The sequence below is a fragment of the Streptomyces flavovariabilis genome (assembly GCF_000725785.1).
Taxonomy (GTDB): Bacteria; Actinomycetota; Actinomycetes; order Streptomycetales; family Streptomycetaceae; genus Streptomyces; species Streptomyces hawaiiensis.
This window is the reverse complement of record NZ_JNXD01000014.1, coordinates 187,142-203,392: the sequence shown is the minus strand read 5'-3', so window position 1 is coordinate 203,392 and position 16,251 is coordinate 187,142. Positions and strand designations below refer to the sequence as shown.

At 72.6% G+C, this 16,251-nt stretch carries 18 protein-coding genes and 6 tRNA genes; 15 read left to right on the top strand and 9 right to left on the bottom strand.

All coding sequences use genetic code 11. The features are described from left to right. The 4 genes from cobT to IO24_RS0125090 all read left to right on the top strand — a co-directional run. The coding region (gene cobT, locus IO24_RS0125105) for a nicotinate-nucleotide--dimethylbenzimidazole phosphoribosyltransferase (protein WP_031139104.1) at positions 1–2,157 on the top strand (2,157 nt) is incomplete at its 5' end. Positions 2,158–2,315: 158 nt separating this feature from the next. Then, positions 2,316–3,557 carry a uroporphyrinogen-III C-methyltransferase gene (gene cobA / locus IO24_RS0125100; RefSeq protein WP_031139102.1) on the top strand — a complete coding sequence of 414 codons (1,242 nt, stop codon included), beginning with the start codon at positions 2,316–2,318 and terminating at the stop codon, positions 3,555–3,557. Positions 3,558–3,621: 64 nt separating this feature from the next. Continuing rightward, the gene (locus IO24_RS0125095) at positions 3,622–4,440 is read left to right on the top strand and encodes a TrmH family RNA methyltransferase (protein ID WP_031139101.1); all 819 of its coding nucleotides are present in this window, start codon (positions 3,622–3,624) and stop codon (positions 4,438–4,440) included. Positions 4,441–4,449: 9 nt separating this feature from the next. After that, a complete protein-coding gene (locus IO24_RS0125090; RefSeq protein WP_031139100.1) occupies positions 4,450–4,842 on the top strand; it encodes an NUDIX domain-containing protein in 393 nt (130 codons plus the stop codon). 96 nt (positions 4,843–4,938) lie between these two features. On the opposite strand, the gene IO24_RS0125085 is transcribed toward IO24_RS0125090, so the two are convergent. After that, entirely contained in the window at positions 4,939–6,402 is a 1,464-nt protein-coding gene (locus tag IO24_RS0125085) for a serine/threonine-protein kinase (RefSeq protein WP_031139099.1), read from the bottom strand. A 195-nt stretch (positions 6,403–6,597) separates the two neighbouring features. On the opposite strand from IO24_RS0125085, the gene IO24_RS0125080 reads away from it, so the two are divergent. From IO24_RS0125080 to IO24_RS0125065, 4 genes are all read left to right on the top strand, one after another. Further along, the gene (locus tag IO24_RS0125080) at positions 6,598–6,837 is read left to right on the top strand and encodes a hypothetical protein (RefSeq protein ID WP_031139098.1); all 240 of its coding nucleotides are present in this window, start codon (positions 6,598–6,600) and stop codon (positions 6,835–6,837) included. A gap of 235 nt (positions 6,838–7,072) precedes the next feature. Continuing rightward, the gene (locus IO24_RS0125075; protein WP_030842984.1) at positions 7,073–7,279 is read left to right on the top strand and encodes a hypothetical protein; all 207 of its coding nucleotides are present in this window, start codon (positions 7,073–7,075) and stop codon (positions 7,277–7,279) included. 365 nt (positions 7,280–7,644) lie between these two features. After that, positions 7,645–8,586, top strand: coding sequence for a phosphotransferase family protein (locus tag IO24_RS0125070; protein ID WP_031139097.1), 942 nt, complete (start codon positions 7,645–7,647; stop codon positions 8,584–8,586). A 79-nt stretch (positions 8,587–8,665) separates the two neighbouring features. Then, a complete protein-coding gene (locus tag IO24_RS0125065; RefSeq protein ID WP_031139096.1) occupies positions 8,666–8,977 on the top strand; it encodes a TFIIB-type zinc ribbon-containing protein in 312 nt (103 codons plus the stop codon). Between the two features lie 55 nt (positions 8,978–9,032). Here IO24_RS0125065 and IO24_RS0125060 read toward each other — a convergent pair. From IO24_RS0125060 to IO24_RS0125040, 5 genes are all read right to left on the bottom strand, one after another. Beyond that, positions 9,033–9,104: transfer RNA gene (locus IO24_RS0125060), tRNA-Val, on the bottom strand. A 42-nt stretch (positions 9,105–9,146) separates the two neighbouring features. Beyond that, positions 9,147–9,218, bottom strand: a tRNA-Val gene (locus IO24_RS0125055). Between the two features lie 24 nt (positions 9,219–9,242). Beyond that, a tRNA-Val gene (locus IO24_RS0125050) sits at positions 9,243–9,314 on the bottom strand. Position 9,315: 1 nt separating this feature from the next. Continuing rightward, positions 9,316–9,389: transfer RNA gene (locus IO24_RS0125045), tRNA-Cys, on the bottom strand. 37 nt (positions 9,390–9,426) lie between these two features. Beyond that, positions 9,427–9,499 (bottom strand) — tRNA-Gly (locus IO24_RS0125040). A gap of 179 nt (positions 9,500–9,678) precedes the next feature. Between IO24_RS0125040 and IO24_RS0125035 the strand changes: the two genes are divergently transcribed. Genes IO24_RS0125035 through IO24_RS0125025 form a run of 3 tightly spaced genes read left to right on the top strand, consistent with a single transcriptional unit; the run spans position 9,679 to position 12,418 of the window. Next, positions 9,679–10,722, top strand: coding sequence for a chorismate-binding protein (locus IO24_RS0125035; RefSeq protein WP_031139095.1), 1,044 nt, complete (start codon positions 9,679–9,681; stop codon positions 10,720–10,722). Further along, a complete protein-coding gene (locus tag IO24_RS0125030) occupies positions 10,719–11,540 on the top strand; it encodes an aminotransferase class IV (protein ID WP_031139093.1) in 822 nt (273 codons plus the stop codon). The genes IO24_RS0125035 and IO24_RS0125030 overlap by 4 nt, the downstream gene beginning before the upstream one ends. Positions 11,541–11,593: 53 nt before the next feature. After that, entirely contained in the window at positions 11,594–12,418 is an 825-nt protein-coding gene (locus IO24_RS0125025) for a GNAT family N-acetyltransferase (RefSeq protein ID WP_031139091.1), read from the top strand. A gap of 26 nt (positions 12,419–12,444) precedes the next feature. Here IO24_RS0125025 and IO24_RS0125020 read toward each other — a convergent pair whose 3' ends face one another. After that, complete coding sequence (locus tag IO24_RS0125020; protein WP_031139089.1) at positions 12,445–12,969, bottom strand: DsbA family protein; 525 nt, start codon at positions 12,967–12,969, stop codon at positions 12,445–12,447. Positions 12,970–13,145: 176 nt separating this feature from the next. Between IO24_RS0125020 and IO24_RS0125015 the strand changes: the two genes are divergently transcribed. Together IO24_RS0125015 and IO24_RS0125010 are read left to right on the top strand one after the other, a co-directional pair. Continuing rightward, positions 13,146–13,583, top strand: coding sequence for a hypothetical protein (locus IO24_RS0125015; protein WP_031139087.1), 438 nt, complete (start codon positions 13,146–13,148; stop codon positions 13,581–13,583). Between the two features lie 156 nt (positions 13,584–13,739). Continuing rightward, the gene (locus IO24_RS0125010) at positions 13,740–13,937 is read left to right on the top strand and encodes a hypothetical protein (RefSeq protein WP_031139085.1); all 198 of its coding nucleotides are present in this window, start codon (positions 13,740–13,742) and stop codon (positions 13,935–13,937) included. Between the two features lie 84 nt (positions 13,938–14,021). Here the strand turns inward: IO24_RS0125010 and IO24_RS0125005 are convergent, their stop codons facing one another. Both IO24_RS0125005 and IO24_RS0125000 read right to left on the bottom strand, forming a co-directional pair. Further along, entirely contained in the window at positions 14,022–14,582 is a 561-nt protein-coding gene (locus IO24_RS0125005) for a CGNR zinc finger domain-containing protein (RefSeq protein WP_031139084.1), read from the bottom strand. A 291-nt stretch (positions 14,583–14,873) separates the two neighbouring features. Then, entirely contained in the window at positions 14,874–15,287 is a 414-nt protein-coding gene (locus IO24_RS0125000; RefSeq protein ID WP_004002642.1) for an SsgA family sporulation/cell division regulator, read from the bottom strand. A 191-nt stretch (positions 15,288–15,478) separates the two neighbouring features. Between IO24_RS0125000 and IO24_RS0124995 the strand changes: the two genes are divergently transcribed. After that, the gene (locus IO24_RS0124995) at positions 15,479–15,937 is read left to right on the top strand and encodes a TIGR02611 family protein (RefSeq protein WP_031139082.1); all 459 of its coding nucleotides are present in this window, start codon (positions 15,479–15,481) and stop codon (positions 15,935–15,937) included. Between the two features lie 46 nt (positions 15,938–15,983). Beyond that, positions 15,984–16,055, top strand: a tRNA-Val gene (locus tag IO24_RS0124990). The last annotated feature ends 196 nt before the right edge of the window (positions 16,056–16,251 follow it).

Genomic DNA, 16,251 nt, shown 5'->3' with positions numbered 1-16,251 from the left:
CCCGAGGCCCCCGTGCCCGACCCCGCCCCCGCCGCCGAAGAGGCAGCTCCGGCTCAGGCACCCGAGGCGGTCACAGCCGCCCCCGCCGCCGAACCCGTCGAGCCCGGCCCCGCCTTTGAGGGAACCGCCCCCGAGACCCCGGCACCCACCGAGGACGTCACCGTCGTACTCCCCGCCCCGGCCGCGGAAGAGCAGGCCGGGCAGCCCGTGCAGGGCCCGCAGCAGTCCCGGCCGGCGCAGCCCGAGACGCCGGAGCCCCCCGCACCCGCGGCCACCGTCCCGGCTCCCCGCGACGGCGACGCCGAACTCGCCCAGAACGCCGACGACCTGGACACCCGGGCCGCCGAACAGGAAGACCTGGCGGACCAGGAACGCCGAGACGAAGAGAGCGCGGCCGCTGTGGCAGAAGCACGACAGTCCACCGGTCCCGCCGCCCCCGGCTACGACCCCGCCGAGCGTGAGGCCGTCCTGAAGGTCATGCGTGAACGCCGCGACATCCGCAACGGCTTCCGCAACGACCCCATCCCGCACGAGGTGCTGCTGCGCGTCCTCGAGGCCGCCCACCACGCGCCCTCCGTCGGCCACTCGCAGCCGTGGGACTTCGTCGTCATCCGCTCCGCCGACACCCGGCGCGCGATGCACGAACTGGCCATGCGCCAGCGCGACGCCTACGCGAAGTCCCTCCCCAAGGGCCGGGCGAAGCAGTTCAAGGAACTGAAGATCGAGGCCATCCTCGACACACCGGTGAACATCGTCGTCACCGCCGACCCGACCCGCGGCGGCCGCCACACCCTCGGCCGTCACACCCAGCCCCAGATGGCCCCCTACTCGGCGGCCCTGGCCGTGGAGAACCTCTGGCTCGCCGCCCGCGCCGAAGGCCTCGGCGTCGGCTGGGTCAGCTTCTTCGACGAGCGCGAGATGGTCCGCGCCCTCGGCCTGCCCGAGCACCTGGAGATCATCGCCTACCTGTGCGTCGGCTACGTCGACGAGTTCCCGGACGAGCCCGAGCTGCTGCAGGCAGGCTGGTCCAAGCGCCGCCCGCTGTCCTGGGTCGTGCACGAAGAGACATACGGCCGCCGTGCCCTGCCCGGAGAGGAGCCCCACGACCTGCTCGCCGAGACCGTCGCGCAGATCCGCCCGCTGGACGCCAAGGCGCTCGGCGAGGCGTGGGAGCGCCAGAAGCGTATGACCAAACCGGCCGGTGCGCTGGGCATGCTGGAGATCATCTCCGCGCAGCTGTCCGGCCTGTCCCGCCAGTGCCCGCCGCCCATCCCGGAGCCCGCGGCCGTCGCGATCTTCGCGGGCGACCACGGCGTGCACGCCCAGGGCGTCACCCCCTGGCCGCAGGAGGTGACGGCCCAGATGGTGGCCAACTTCCTCGGCGGCGGTGCCGTCTGCAACGCCTTCGCCACCCAGGTCGGCGCCGAGGTCTGCATCGTGGACGTGGGCGTCGCCGCCGACCTCCCCGCCACCCCGGGCCTGCTGCCCCGCAAGATCCGTGCCGGTACGTCCGACCTGACGACCGGCCCCGCGATGACCCGCGAGGAGGCCAAGCAGGCCATCGAGATCGGCATCGAGACCGCCCGCGACCTGGTCGCCGCCGGCAACAAGGCCCTGCTGACCGGCGAGATGGGCATCGCGAACACCACCGCGTCCGCCGCCCTGATCTCCGTCTTCACGGGCGCGGACCCGGCCGAGGTCACGGGCCGTGGCACCGGCATCAACGACGAGACCCTCGCCCGCAAGACCGAGGTCGTCCGCCGCGCCCTGGAACTCCACCAGCCGGATCCGGCCGACCCGATCGGCGTGCTCGCCGCGATCGGCGGTTTCGAGCACGCCGCCATCGTCGGTCTCCTCCTCGGCGGCGCCTCCCTGCGCACGCCGGTGATCCTGGACGGCGTCAGCGCCGGCGCCGCCGCCCTGGTCGCCCGCGCGATCGCCCCCGAGGTCCTGGCCGCGTGCATCGCGGGCCACCGCAGCGCCGAACCGGGCCACGTCGCCGCCCTCAACAAGCTGGGCCTGAGGCCCCTGGTCGACCTCGACCTGCGCCTCGGCGAGGGCACCGGCGCCCTGCTCGCCCTCCCGCTGGTCCAGAGCACGGCCAGGGCGATGCACGAGGTGGCGACGTTCGATTCGGCAGGAGTGACGGAGAAGTAAGGCTCCCGTGGCCCGGGTGCGGTGCGTGGGGGCGGACCCACGCACCGCACCCGGTGACGACGCCCAGCCACCGGACACCTGTGCCACCCCGCACCCCCGCGCCGTAAAATCCGCACGTCAGGGCTACCGAACCACCGCCGCAACAGGAGCCTCACCTCATGGCCGAACACCCCGCCTACCCCGTAGGCCTCCGCCTCACCGGCCGCCGTGTGGTCGTCCTCGGCGGCGGCCAGGTCGCCCAGCGCCGCCTCCCGGCACTGATCGCGGCGGGCGCGGACGTCCTCCTCGTGTCCCCCGAGGCCACCCCCTCGGTCGAGGCCATGGCGGACGCCGGCGAGATCACCTGGCAGCAGCGCCCGTACGCGCAGGGCGACCTCGCGGACGCCTGGTACGCCCTCATCGCCACCGGCGACGCCGAGGCCAACACCGCCGCCTCGGCCGAAGCGGAGCGGCACCGCGTCTGGTGCGTCCGCTCCGACGACGCCGACCGGGCGACCGCCTGGACCCCGGCGACCGGCCACAGCGAGGGCGTCACGGTCGCCGTCCTCACCACCGACGCCAAGGGCCGCGACCCCCGCCACACCGCCGCCATCCGCGACGCGGTCGTCGAAGGCCTGCGCGACGGCACCCTCGTCGCCCCGCACCACCGCACTCGCACACCCGGAGTCGCCCTGGTCGGCGGCGGCCCCGGCGACCCGGACCTGATCACCGTGCGCGGCCGCCGCCTGCTCGCCGAGGCCGACGTGGTCATCACCGACCACCTCGGCCCCCGCGACCTGCTCGCCGAACTGTCCCCGAGCGTCGAGGTGATCGACGCGGCGAAGCTGCCCTTCGGCAGGTTCATGGCCCAGGAAGCCATCAACGACGCCCTGATCGAGCACGCGCGCAAGGGCAAGTCGGTCGTCCGGCTCAAGGGCGGCGACCCCTTCGTCTACGGGCGCGGCATGGAGGAGGTCCAGGCCCTGGCCGAGGCCGGCATCCCGTGCACGGTCGTGCCGGGCATCTCCAGCTCCATCTCGGTCCCGGGCGCCGCCGGCATCCCGGTCACCCACCGGGGCGTCGCCCATGAGTTCACCGTGGTCAGCGGCCACATCGCCCCCGACGACGAGCGCTCCCTGGTCGACTGGCCGTCCCTGGCGAAGCTGACCGGCACGCTGGTGATCCTCATGGGGGTCAGCACGATCGGCAAGGTCGCCGAGACGCTCATCGCCCACGGCAAGTCCCCGGACGCACCCGTCGCCCTGATCCAGGAGGGCACGACGGCCGGCCAGCGCCGCGTCGACGCCACTCTCGCGACGGTCGCGGAGACCGTGCGGACCGAAGACGTGAAGCCCCCGGCGGTCATCGTCATCGGCGAGGTCGTGAAGGTCGGCCCCACGGCCCCCGCGCCCCGAAAGTAACCCCGGGTAACACAACCCGTACCGAGCCGTTGGCACCGCACCCAGGACAAGGCAGTATCACCCTGTGGCCGATCTCATCACCGTCGAGGATCCCGACGACCCGCGTCTGCGCGACTACACCGGCCTGACCGACGTGGAACTGCGCCGCAAGCGCGAACCCGCCGAGGGCCTGTTCATCGCCGAGGGCGAGAAGGTCATCAGAAGGGCCAAGGAAGCGGGCTACGAGATGCGGTCCATGCTGCTCTCGGCCAAGTGGGTCGACGTCATGCGCGACGTCATCGACGAACTCCCCGCCCCGGTCTACGCCGTCAGTCCGGAGCTCGCCGAGCAGGTCACCGGCTACCACGTGCACCGCGGCGCGCTCGCCTCCATGCAGCGCAAACCCCTGCCCACCGCCGCCGACCTCCTCCAGAGCGCCCGCCGCGTCGTCATCATGGAGTCGGTCAACGACCACACCAACATCGGAGCGATCTTCCGCTCGGCCGCCGCCCTCGGCATGGACGCGGTCCTGCTCTCCCCGGACTGCGCCGACCCCCTCTACCGCCGCAGCGTGAAGGTCTCCATGGGCGCGGTCTTCTCCGTCCCGTACGCCCGTCTGGACACCTGGCCCAAGGGCCTGGAGTCGGTCCGCGAGGCGGGCTTCACCCTCCTCGCCCTCACCCCCGACGAGAAGGCCCGGCCCCTCGACGAGGCCGCGCCGCACACCATGGACCGGGTGGCCCTCATGCTCGGCGCCGAGGGCGACGGCCTGTCCACCCAGGCCCTGGTCGCCGCCGACGAGTGGGTCCGCATCCCCATGTCCCACGGCGTCGACTCGCTCAACGTGGGCGCGGCTGCGGCCGTGGCCTTCTACGCCGTGGCCACCGGCCGGCCCCCGGTCTAGGGCCGGTCCATGGAGCAGCGCGAAGCCGTCGTCGCCGTGCTCCTGCGCGGCGAGCGCCTGCTAGCGATCCGGCGCGGCCCGGCGGTCGCCCGCCCCGGCTACTGGCAGCCGCTCAGCGGCAAGGTCGAGCCGGGCGAGTCCCAGGAGCAGGCGGTCGTCCGGGAAGTCCGCGAGGAGGTCGGCCTCACCGTCGCACCGGAGGCGAAGGTCTGGGAGTCGGAGACCGACGACCACCGCTTCCGCCTCCACTGGTGGACCGCCCGCGCCGACACCGGCGAGGTGGTCCCCGACCCGCGCGAGGTCGCCGAGACCCGCTGGGTCACCCCGCGGGAGTTCCTGGCCCTGGACCCGGTCTTCGACGGCGACCGCGAGTTCTTCGAACGGATCCTGCCGGAGCTGTGACGACCCGCTGAACAGCCGGCCTGCTCCGGAGGGCGGGCCGAGGATGCGCCGCAGGAGAGGACGACTCCGAGCGATGTTCGTCCCGCGGCCGGAGCCCTACGGCTCGAGGCCCCGCGGGTCATGGCCCTGCTGAACGCGCTCCTGGCGCACCCCGCCCCCGTCGCCGCCGAGCCCGCGCGCCGGGCCCTGACAGCCCTGCACCAGGGCGATACCGACCGCCACCAGCAGCGTCACCACGACGAACACGAACAGCCGCTGCCGCAGCAACCGCGGATTGGCGGGCCGCAGCCTGGTCCCCGTGTTCCTGGACGGCGGACGCCCGGTGCCGCTGTGCGGGGCGGAGCGTCCGCCGCTGCCCGACCGCGTCCCGTTGCGCCCGGTGGGCGTCGGCCGCGACCCGGACCGCGACGGGGTGCCGCCGCGCGAGGCACCGGGCCCGCGCATCGGGGTCCTGCCGCGGTTCCCGCCCCCCGTCGACCGGTTCCCGCCCCCGGTCGCCCGGGCTCCGCCCCGCGACCCGGCCCCGCTCTGGGAAGCCGAGCCGTCCTGCGACGGATGGCCGTCCCGGGACGGGGCGGAGCCGCGCGGCGGGGGAGTGCCCCGGCCCCGCTGCGCCCCGGACGTCCCGGCACCCTGCTGCCCCTGCGGACGACGGGCGCGCTCGGGGTAGGTGTCGGCGAGCCGCTCGGTCTCGGCACCACGTGGCGCGGGCGGCCGTACGCCGGCGAGGTCCTGCGACTCCCGGGCCGCGATCTCCTTGAGGCGCAGCGACAGCTGGAGCGTGCTGGGCCGCTCCTCGGGGTCCTTCGCCAGACATGCCCGGACGAGGGGGGCCAGCGCGTCGGGCACGCCGTGCAGCTGTGGCTCCTCGTGCACCACGCGGTACAGCATCACCTCGGAACTGCCGTGCCCGAAGGGCGAGTCGCCCATCGAGGAGTACGCGAGCGTGGCACCGAGAGAGAAGACGTCCGTGGCCGGTGTGACGGCGGCGCCGCGCACCTGCTCCGGCGCGAGGAAGCCGGGGGAGCCGACCGCCGTGCCGACGTGGGTGAGCGTCGAGGCGCCGGTGGCCCAGGCGATGCCGAAGTCGATGATCCGCGGCCCCTTCGGGGACAGCAGGATGTTGGACGGCTTCAGGTCCCGGTGCACCACCCCGGCCTCGTGCACCGCGACCAGGCCCTCCGACAGGGCGGCGCCCACGGCTGCGACGTCCGCCGCGCCGAGCGGCCCCTCTGCCGCGACCTTGTCGTGCAGGGAGGGGCCGGGCACGTACTGCGTGGCGAACCAGGGCCGGTCCGCGTCGAGGTCGGCGGCCACCAGCCGGGCCGTGCAGCCCCCGCGGATCCGCCGGGCCGCCGAGACCTCTCGGGCGAACCGTGAGCGGAACTCCTGATCCTCCGCCAGGTCGGGCCGGATGACCTTGAGCGCGACCCGCTGCCCCTTCTTGTCGGAGCCCAGGTAGACCACGCCCATCCCGCCCGCGCCGAGCCGTCTGTGAAGCTTGAACGAGCCGACGACGCGCGGGTCCTCGCGCCTCAGGCGCATCATCGCCATGTTCATCCCCGCTGCCCGGTCCTGTGACGAGCCACAGCTTACGTTTCCACGGCCGCCCGCGCGCAGAGGCCGCGCCCTCTCAGGGTGATGGATTGTCAGTGGTGGGTGGGAGACTTGAAAGGTGGTCAGGGAGGGCGCGAAGAGGCGGACTTCGCGCGGCGAGTGATCCCAACCACCCGTCGCAGAAGGGGGATTGGTCCTGTGAAGGGTGATCGTGTGGAGATAGTCGTGGACGCGGGGGACACGACGCGCACGTATGAGGTGGTGGCGAGCAGAGCGGGCCGCAGGGTGGAGACGGCGGTACGCCGAGGTGTCGTGGAAGTGAGCGAAGTCACCCGTAGCGGAACGGTCGTACGTACCGCCCGCTTCATGGCGAATCGGGTGCTGGCCCTGGTGGAACAGCCGGTTCCTCGGGAGGAGAGCCCGGACAAAGAGGGCTGACCGGGGCGCCCCGTCGGGGAAGACCCTGAGACCGGTGTCCCCGTCTCCACCCAGGGGAGTACATCGCAGGTGGCGGCTCATCCTCCGGGAGGCCCGGCAATCGGTACGAGGGCATGACGCCGGGGGAGGGCCGGACGCCTAGATTTGAGGTCAAGCGGCGGGTGCAGCACTCGTCCCCCGAGGTCAGACGCCCGCCGCTTGCCGACGACAACCGATATCGGTCAGGAGAGGGGCCATGGCCCAGACGGCTCCGCGGACGCTGCTCCGCGAGGAGGGACGCAAGGTGTACGCCGCCGCGTTCCGCCGCCGCCAGGGCCGTCGCCACCCGGTGGTGGCGACGCTGATGGCCCTTCCCCTGGCGGTCCTGCTCCTTCTCGTCTTCGACGGGTGGGAGACAGTGGCCACACAGGCGTCGTCCGTGGGAGAGATGCTGGGGCGCTGAGCGGCGACCCCAGGCCCGGAAGAGCGGTCCGGGCGGGGACATCCCGACCATGAAACCCCGTGGGGACGGGGGTGCGGCGGACGGCAAAAAATGCCGGCGCAGCTGGGGAGCTGCGCCGGCATTGCTTTTCCCTCCGGCGGCCGGCCGGGGGCGCGCGGCTCCGCCTGGGGTGCGCTCAGCGCCCCGGCTCACGTGCCGCCGGCCGCCGCGGGTCATCGTGCCGCTCAAAGGGCGGCACGGATGGTCGCGCCGGCGCCTCGGCACCGAGCTGTGCGCCCGCCCCACGTCAGCGCCGACGCCGAGCACCCGAAGCCGAGCGTCCGGCGGGCGTACTCTCGCTCCAGACCGCTCACCCAGGGAGCCCCGTGACGCCCGCCCCCGACCTGCTCATACGCGCCCTCACCGCCAAGGCCCGAGCCGCGGCACACACCCGCTCGCCGGCCTGCCCCTGCGGCGCGGTCACGCTCGCGGACCGCCCCGACGGCACCGTCGTACGCCACGCGGACACCGTCGCGAAGGCCCACCCCCCGGACACCACCCCCGCCGAACTGGTCCGTCGTCTCGCCGTCGCCGCCGCCCACCCCGAGGTCCTCCTCCCCCCACTCGACCCGGCCCCGGTCGACCTGCACGGCCGCCTCGTGACGTTCTGGCCGTACGGCACACCAGTGGACCCGGCCGATCCCGACACCGCACCCTGGGAAGCCGCCGCCACCCTCCTGGCCCGCCTCCACCGCACCCCGGCTTCGGCGGACCTGCCCGTCATGCGCGGCCCCGCCAAGGCGGCCCGGGCCATCGCACGGCTACGTGAGGCCGGCCCGCATCCCGCAGTCGCCCCCGTCCTGCGGGCCTGGGCCACCCTCCCGCCGTGGGCCCGAGCCGAGACCCCGATGCCGCACACCGGCACCCTCTGCCACGGCGACCTTCACCTCGGCCAGCTCATACGCCACCCCGCCGCCGACGGCCCCTGGCTGCTGATAGACGTGGACGACCTCGGGGTCGGCGTCCCCGCCTGGGACCTGGCCCGGCCCGCCGCCTGGTACGCCTGCGGTCTGCTCCCGCCCGACGAATGGACCCGGTTCCTCACCGCCTACCGGGAGGCCGGCGGCCCCGCCGTCCCGGCCGAGGGCGATCCCTGGCCCGCCCTCGACGTCCCCGCCCGCGCCCTCACCGCGCAGACCGCGGCCCGGGCCGTCGCCAAGGCGGCAGCGGCCGGCCGTCCTCTGGACGAAGTGGAGCAGTCGGTCGTGGACGCCTGTGACCGAATGGCTACCCTCCCGCCGCAGTTGGCGCAGGAGCACGCGAAGTAGGGTGCAACCGACCACAGCGGGACAGAGTCTGTCCTGGCGAGATGTGAAGCAGGACCGACCGGCGAGGAGTTGAACGACCATGCAGTGTCCGAAGTGCCGTGCGCCGATGCACACGTACAACCGCAACGGTGTCCAGATCGAGCAGTGCAGCGGCTGCCGCGGGATCTTTCTCGACTACGGCGAGCTGGAGTCGCTGACCCGTCTGGAGGCCCAGTGGTCCCAGGCGGCCCCGCCGCCGCCCCCGCCCGCCCCGCATGCACCGCACGCACCGCAGGCCTACCCCGCCCCTCCGGCCCCCGCCTGGGGTGCCCCGCACGGCGGCCACGGCCACCACGGCCACCACGGCCATCACCGCAACAAGAGCTTCGGCCGCATGCTGTTCTCGTCCTGAGCCGTGACATCACAGGAGCCCCCGGCCGAGAACGGCCGGGGGCTCCTGTGTGGTGTGGACGATACTGGGATTGAACCAGTGACCTCTTCCGTGTCAGGGAAGCGCTCTCCCGCTGAGCTAATCGTCCTCGGGCCATGACCACCGAGTGCAGCGGATCATGGGAACTGCGTGCGCGATACTGGGATTGAACCAGTGACCTCTTCCGTGTCAGGGAAGCGCTCTCCCGCTGAGCTAATCGCGCGGGTCGGGATCTTGAGAGATCCAGTGGACGATACTGGGATTGAACCAGTGACCTCTTCCGTGTCAGGGAAGCGCTCTCCCGCTGAGCTAATCGTCCTTGGAGGTGGAGACGGGATTTGAACCCGTGTAGACGGCTTTGCAGGCCGTTGCCTCGCCTCTCGGCCACTCCACCAGGAGTGCAGGGGACCGGGAAGTCCCCTCTTCCTTCGAGCGGACGACGAGGTTCGAACTCGCGACCTCAACCTTGGCAAGGTTGCGCTCTACCAACTGAGCTACGTCCGCCTGTCGTTTCGGTTCCGCTCGCGCGGCCCGGCGACGTGTTGAACTCTAGCGGATTCCCGGGCCAGTACAAAAACGCGTTTGTGCAGCGTGCTGCGCCTGCCCTGCTCAGGGAGGTCGCAGTGCCTGCTGAAGGGACATCCCCCGGTCACCCGCGGGACACCCGCCATAGACTCGGCTGCGTGCTCGACCTCCCTGACCTCGCCCGCTTCGGCGACCGTGTCGCCACCGGGCTCCTCGATGTCACCGACGATCCCGAGGCCCTGGAGTCCAGCGGCTTCTGGGCCGTCTGCGCCGACTTCGAGGGCCGTCTGACCTGCGCACGCTTCGCGCAGGTCCGGACGGCGGACGTACCGGCTCACGTGCCCGGCGCATGGCGGGGACCGGCCGCCGGTGACTGGACGTCCTCGCTCGACCGCGCCGCGTACACGGCCGCGGTTCGGCGGATCCGTGATCACATCGCGGCCGGCGACGTCTACCAGGCGAACCTGTGCCGGGTGCTCTCGGCGCCCGTCCCGCCGGGCGCGGATATGGACGCCCTCACCGCGCTGCTGGCCCGCGGCAACCCGGCACCGTACGCAGGAACGATTCGGCTTCCCGGGCACGGAGTGGAGATCGCCACCGCCTCCCCCGAGCTGTTCCTGCGTCGCGAGGGCCGGGTCGTCGAGTCCGGGCCGATCAAGGGCACCGGCCGCACCGAGGCGGACCTGCTGGAGAAGGACTACGCCGAGAACGTGATGATCGTGGACCTCGTCCGCAACGACATCGGCCGGGTGTGCGCCACAGGCAGTGTGACGGTGCCCGACCTGTGCGCCCTCGAGAAACACCCGGGGCTGGTCCACCTCGTCTCGACGGTCCGGGGCGAGCTGGCGGACGGGGCCGGCTGGGCCGACCTGCTCGGCGCCGCCTTCCCGCCCGGCTCGGTCACCGGCGCACCCAAGTCCAGCGCGCTGCGGATCATCGACGCGCTGGAAACGGCGCCCCGAGGGCCCTACTGCGGCGGGATCGGCTGGGTCGACGCCGACCGGGGGACCGGAGAGCTGGCCGTCGGCATCCGCACCTTCTGGATCGACCGGGCGGACGGCGTGCTGCGCTTCGGTACCGGCGCGGGCATCACCTGGGGCTCCGATCCGGAGGGGGAGTGGCGGGAGACCGAGCTGAAGGCGTCCCGGCTGCTCGCGATAGCGTCGGGAGCGTATGAGGTGAGTGGAGAGGACCTGACGTGAAGATCTGGCTCGACGGCGGGCTGCAGGACACCGAGTCCGCCCGCGTCTCCGTCTTCGATCACGGGCTGACCGTGGGCGACGGCATCTTCGAGACCGTGAAGGCCGTGGACGGCCGGGCGTTCGCGCTCACCCGGCACCTCGACCGGCTGACCCTCTCGGCGCGCGGCCTCGGCCTGCCCGACCCGGACCACGACGAGGTGCGCCGCGCCTGCGCCGCCGTCCTCGACGCCAACCCCGTACCGCTCGGCCGCCTCCGCATCACCTACACCGGCGGCCACGGCCCTCTCGGCTCCGACCGCGGCGAGCACGGCCCGACCCTCGTCGTCGCCCTCGGCGGGACGACCCGCCGCCCCGACTCCACCGCCGTCATCACGGTCCCCTGGACCCGCAACGAGCGCGGCGCGCTCACCGGCCTGAAGACCACCTCGTACGCCGAGAACGTCGTCGCCCTCGCCCGCGCCCGCGAACAGGGCGCGTCCGAGGCCCTGTTCGCCAACACGGTGGGGCGGCTGTGCGAGGGCACCGGATCGAACGTCTTCGTCGTCCTCGACGGCGAGATCCACACGCCGCCGCTCGCCTCGGGCTGCCTCGCGGGCATCACGCGCGCGCTGGCGGCCGAATGGACCGGCGCCAGGGAGACCGACCTGCCGCTGGACGTCCTGGAGCGGGCCGACGAGATCTTCCTGACGTCCACCCTGCGGGACGTGCAGGCCGTGCACCGCGTCGACGGCCGTGAGCTGCCCGGCGCACCGGGCCCGGTGACCGCCAAGGCCATGCGGATCTTCGAGGAGCGGGCCGGGAACGACCTCGACCCCTGACAGCCCCGCAAATTCAGCTGACCGGGGCCGTGGTTGCGGGTAGAACACCCCTGATGACCACGACCCTGCGGCCGACCGAGCCGCTTCAGCAGAACGCCGACGGGACGCGCTCACGCCGCTTCCAGGTGTGTGTGAACAGCCGTCCCGTGGGGGCGATACATCTCGGCACGCATCCCGTGTTCGGCACCGGGGTGGCCCGCATCATGAAGCTGCACATCGACGAAGCGGACCGCAGGCGCGGCCGGGGTACGGTCGCCGCGCTCGCCGCGGAGGAGGTGGCGCGCGGCTGGGGGTGCCGCCGCATCGAGGCGGTGGTCCCCGCCGCGTCCGAGGCAGGCCTCCGGCTCGCCACCGCGCTCGGTTACGTCGTACGCAACCGCGGGATGGAGAAGGTGCTCGACGACACCCCGCCGGACCTGCCGGAGGGCAGCCGGGCCCGGCCCATGACCGAGGCGGAGTTCGGCCCCTGGCTGGAGAAGGGCAAAGAGGACTACGCCCGCAGCTGGGTCGAGCGGGGCGTCCCGGAGGCCGAGGCCCGGGCCAAGTCGGAGCGCGAGCACGCCACCCTGCTGCCCGACGGCCCCGCCAGCCCCGGCATGCTCATCAGCGTCGTCGAACACCTGGGGACACCGGTGGGCACGCTGTGGCTTGCGATGCGCGAGAGCAGCGCCTTCGTCTTCGACGTCGAGACCGACCCCGCCCACCGGGGGAAGGGGCACGGCCGCACCCTCATGCTGCTGGCCGAGGCCCAGACCATCGCCGAGGGCAGGCGGACCCTCGGCCTCAACGTCTTCGCCGGCAACGCCCCGGCCGAACGGCTCTACGCCTCACTCGGCTACGAGACCGAGCAGTACGCCATGTACAAGCCGCTGCTGTAGGACCCCCGGAAGCCGGGCGAGGGGGATCAGTGCTCCTGCCCGGCCAGCAGCCGGTCGGCGATCTCCTCGATCCGCTCGCGCAGCCCCTCCTGGCTCTTGCCGCCGTCGAGCCGCTCACCGCCGATGACATACGTCGGGGTGCCGGTGACACCGATCGCCTTGCCCTCGGCCTGGTCGGCGTCCACGATCAGGATGTGCCGGCCGTCGACCAGCGCGGTGTCGAACTCCTCGGCATCCAGGCCCAGTTCGCGGGCCAGCTCGACCAGGAAGGGCTCACCCGCACGGGCCAGCTCCTCGACCCGCCCCAGCAGGGCCTCGGCGTACGGCCATCCCCGGCCCTGCTCCCACGCCTCCTCCGCGGCCTGGGCGGCGGCGAAGGCGTGCTTGTTCTTCTCCAGCGGAAAGTGCCGCAGCCGCAGCTCCAGCCTGTCGCCGTAGCGGGCGCGCAGGGCACGGAGATCGTCCAGCGCGGTGCGGCAGTCCGGGCACTGGAGGTCGCACCAGATCTCGAGGACGGGGGCGGCGGAACGGTCGGGGGTGGAGTCACTCATGCCGACAGTCTTCCAGCAGACGTGGCCGGGGGCGCAGCCCGCACCGGCACCTGCGGAGGAGGCGACCCGGAGATGTCCCTGATGTCGGGCCGGGGCATGGCCCGCCGGGGTGCGGCGGGTGCAGGATGGAAGGGACGAAGTGCCCACACCCGACCGCGCCACGCCTGGAGGACCGGATGATTGCCGAGACCGTCTGCTCCGCCGTGTCCGCGGCAGGCCTGGGCATTGCGGTCGTCACGGCGTACCGCAAGCGCTACCTCGCCGCGGTCCGTGTCGCGGCGTACTCCCTCGTCCCGATCGGCCTGGTGATGACGGGCGTCGTCGAGTGGCTGGCCGACACCGCGTTCAGCCCGACGGCATGGGCCGGGTTCGGGGTGCTCGGCGTCGCGTGGGTGCTCTTCATGACCACACGAACCGTGGAGCGCCGCCGCGGCGGCACCCGCAAGGAGCGCAGGGCGGCGGCCCGCGCGGCCGACCGGGACGCGGTGGCCCCCGCTGCCTCGGCGCCCTCCCTGGGCCAGGGCTCCCGCCCGGCGACCGGGCGGGCGCCGGCGTCCCGCGGCGACGACGACTTCAGCGACATCGAGGCCATCCTCAAGAAGCACGGCATCTGACGACCGCCCCGCCCGGGGCTGAATCGTCACAGTGGGTCCGCCGGTGCGCGGAAGTGATCACAACCTGAACCGGACCTCGCGGAATCGGTGCACTCCCGCACGGAACGAGGCCACTGATCGCGTGCGGCGGGATGTCTGCGTCATCATCGCCGCGAGATGCTGGACACGACGAACCAGAGCGACCCCGCACCACCGCGGGACGGGCCACGTCCCCCGCTGGACGAGCCACTTCCCCGGCAGGACGAGCCGCGCGGTTGCCTCTTCGCCCTATCCCAGCCACCGCTGATGATCTTCCTGGCGGTGATCGGGAGTCTGCTGCTCATGGCCTCGTTGCACGACCTGCTGCTGCTGTGAGCCTTACCTGCGGCACCCGGCGCCACCCGCCGGGGCCGCGTCGGCATCGACGTCCCCCCGAGCCCCGCGACCCGGCGACCGCTGTCAGCCCGCCGCCTCCTTGCGGCGCGCCCGGTACGCGGCCACGTGCAGGCGGTTCCCGCAGGTGCGGCTGTCGCAGTACCGCCGCGAGCGGTTGCGGGACAGGTCCACGAAGGCGCGCCGGCAGTCGGGCGCCTCGCATCGTCGCAGCCGCTCCTGCTCCCCGGCCACCACGAAGAACGCCAGCGCCATCCCGCAGTCGGCGGCCAGATGATCGGCGACGGAGGCACCGGGCGCGAAGTAGTGCACATGCCAGTCGTAGCCGTCGTGGTCCGTGAGCCGGGGCGTGGTGCCGGCCGCCGCGACCAGCTCGTTGATCTGCTGGGCGGCGGCGCGGGCGTCGGGGGCGGCGAAGACGGCGGCGAAGCGCCCGCGGATCTTGCGCACCGCCGACAGGTCGAACTCCGAGAGCACCCCGACATCGCTGATCTCGTGGTTCCGTACGAATTCCGCGAGGGTCGCCAGGTCCGGCAGCCCGTCCGGCGCCGTGTCGTCCTCCGGTGCGGTGTTCACCAGATCGACCACGGTGTCGAGCGCGCACCGGGTGTCGTGGGTGATCAGCACGATTCGCTCCCTGGCCTGAGGGTCGGGCGGACGCCCGCCGATGCTGGCCGATGGTAACGGCTCCGCCACCGCCGGACCGCCCTGATGCCCGCACATGGCTTCGAATACAACGCTGCCGGGCCCGCCGGGGTTCCCGCGCGGCGCCAGCGGGGGAGGGGCGCCCCGCACGCGAACCGGCGCCGGACCGCGTGAGCCGCGGCACCGGCGCCGGTGTCATCCCGTATGCGGTTGTCCGGGCCCGAGCCGTCTCCCCGAGTCGACGGCGCCGGGCGGCTTTGTGGGGGCCTCGCCCTAGCTTTCCGCCAGGATGTGCGAGAGCTCCTGGTCGAGGTCGAAGTGCCGGTGTTCCGTGCCGGGCGGCACGGCGGCGTCGGTCCGCTTCAGGAAGGACTCCAGGGCCCGTGCCGGGGCCTCGAGCAGGGCCTCGCCCTCCGGCGAGCTCAGGGCGATGCACACGACGCCCTGACCGTGGCTGCGCGACGGCCAGACGCGGACGTCGCCGGTGCCCGTAGGGCGGTGAAGTCCCTCGGCGAGGAGGTCGCGGGCGAACACCCACTCGACGGTTTCCTCGGCTCCGGTGTGGAAGGTGGCGTGCACGGCGTAGGGGTCGGCCGTGTCGTACCGCAGGCCTGCGGGGACAGGCAGGGAGGACTCGCTCGACACAACGAGGCGCAGGTGCAGCTCGCAGCTGACCGTGGTGTTCATAAGCGCCAGGGCCTTTCGCTCAGTGTGCGCTCGGGGATTCGCACGTCGGCGAAATCGACATGCCACCTACGGTGCCGTTGTAAACCCCTCTGAGTGTTTTGCGTGCGTTTACGTAACTCTTCCGGCCGAGGGATCGTTCGCGTCGTGCGTCCATTCCGGTGACTGGTTTCGCTCGGGTAGTGTTTCCCCGTATGAATACGGGGAGTAACGAGCCGGGCGAGGTGGCCGTGGCGGCGAACGAGACGGGGACGGGCGAGGTACACGGCGAGCAGGACCGTGGGCTCGGCTCGCGGGCGCCGGAATTCATCAAGGCACGTCGCGTGCTGCATCTGAGCTGGCAGGTCGGCGTCTTCATCATCGGGCTCGCGGTCGTCGTGGCCGGCATCATCATGCTGCCCCTGCCCGGACCGGGCTGGGTCGTGATCTTCTGCGGCATGGCGATCTGGGCGACGGAGTTCGTCTGGGCCCAGCTGGTGCTGCGCTGGACCAAGCGGAAGGTCACCGAGGCGGCACAGCGCGCCCTCGATCCCAGGGTGCGGCGCCGCAACATCATCCTGACGTCGATCGGGCTGGTGATCGTGGGCGTCCTGATCGGCATCTACCTGTGGAAGTTCGGCATCGTCATGCCGTGGAAGATCAAGGACCAGTGAGCGGCACAGGCACCCGCTGACATGGGGTAATGTTCTTCCTGCGTCCGGGCGATTAGCTCAGTGGGAGAGCGCTTCGTTCACACCGAAGAGGTCACTGGTTCGAACCCAGTATCGCCCACCCGGACCGGCGGCCCACCTGCGACCGAGCAGGTGGGCCGCCGTTGTCGTACCCTCGGGAGGCCGTCCGCTGGAATCTCCGCTGCCGCTGCCGGTGCTGCTGCTCAAGGGCGGTTTGCCGGGGTGCTCGCCACCGTCCGGCGGCGCCCGGGCCGCCGGAAAGCCGAGATTCGTGCCTTTGCGCTGCAAGGCGGGCC

Coding starts and splice junctions, on each gene's coding strand:
- IO24_RS0125025 (WP_031139091.1), top strand. CDS start 11,594: ATGACCACGACCCTGCGGCCGACCGAGCCGCTTCAGCAGAACGCCGAC.
- IO24_RS0124995 (WP_031139082.1), top strand. CDS start 15,479: ATGAATACGGGGAGTAACGAGCCGGGCGAGGTGGCCGTGGCGGCGAAC.
- IO24_RS0125000 (WP_004002642.1), bottom strand. CDS start 15,287: ATGAACACCACGGTCAGCTGCGAGCTGCACCTGCGCCTCGTTGTGTCG.
- IO24_RS0125085 (WP_031139099.1), bottom strand. CDS start 6,402: ATGAACATGGCGATGATGCGCCTGAGGCGCGAGGACCCGCGCGTCGTC.
- cobA (WP_031139102.1), top strand. CDS start 2,316: ATGGCCGAACACCCCGCCTACCCCGTAGGCCTCCGCCTCACCGGCCGC.
- IO24_RS0125075 (WP_030842984.1), top strand. CDS start 7,073: ATGGCCCAGACGGCTCCGCGGACGCTGCTCCGCGAGGAGGGACGCAAG.
- IO24_RS0125090 (WP_031139100.1), top strand. CDS start 4,450: ATGGAGCAGCGCGAAGCCGTCGTCGCCGTGCTCCTGCGCGGCGAGCGC.
- IO24_RS0125020 (WP_031139089.1), bottom strand. CDS start 12,969: ATGAGTGACTCCACCCCCGACCGTTCCGCCGCCCCCGTCCTCGAGATC.
- IO24_RS0125010 (WP_031139085.1), top strand. CDS start 13,740: ATGCTGGACACGACGAACCAGAGCGACCCCGCACCACCGCGGGACGGG.
- IO24_RS0125015 (WP_031139087.1), top strand. CDS start 13,146: ATGATTGCCGAGACCGTCTGCTCCGCCGTGTCCGCGGCAGGCCTGGGC.
- IO24_RS0125065 (WP_031139096.1), top strand. CDS start 8,666: ATGCAGTGTCCGAAGTGCCGTGCGCCGATGCACACGTACAACCGCAAC.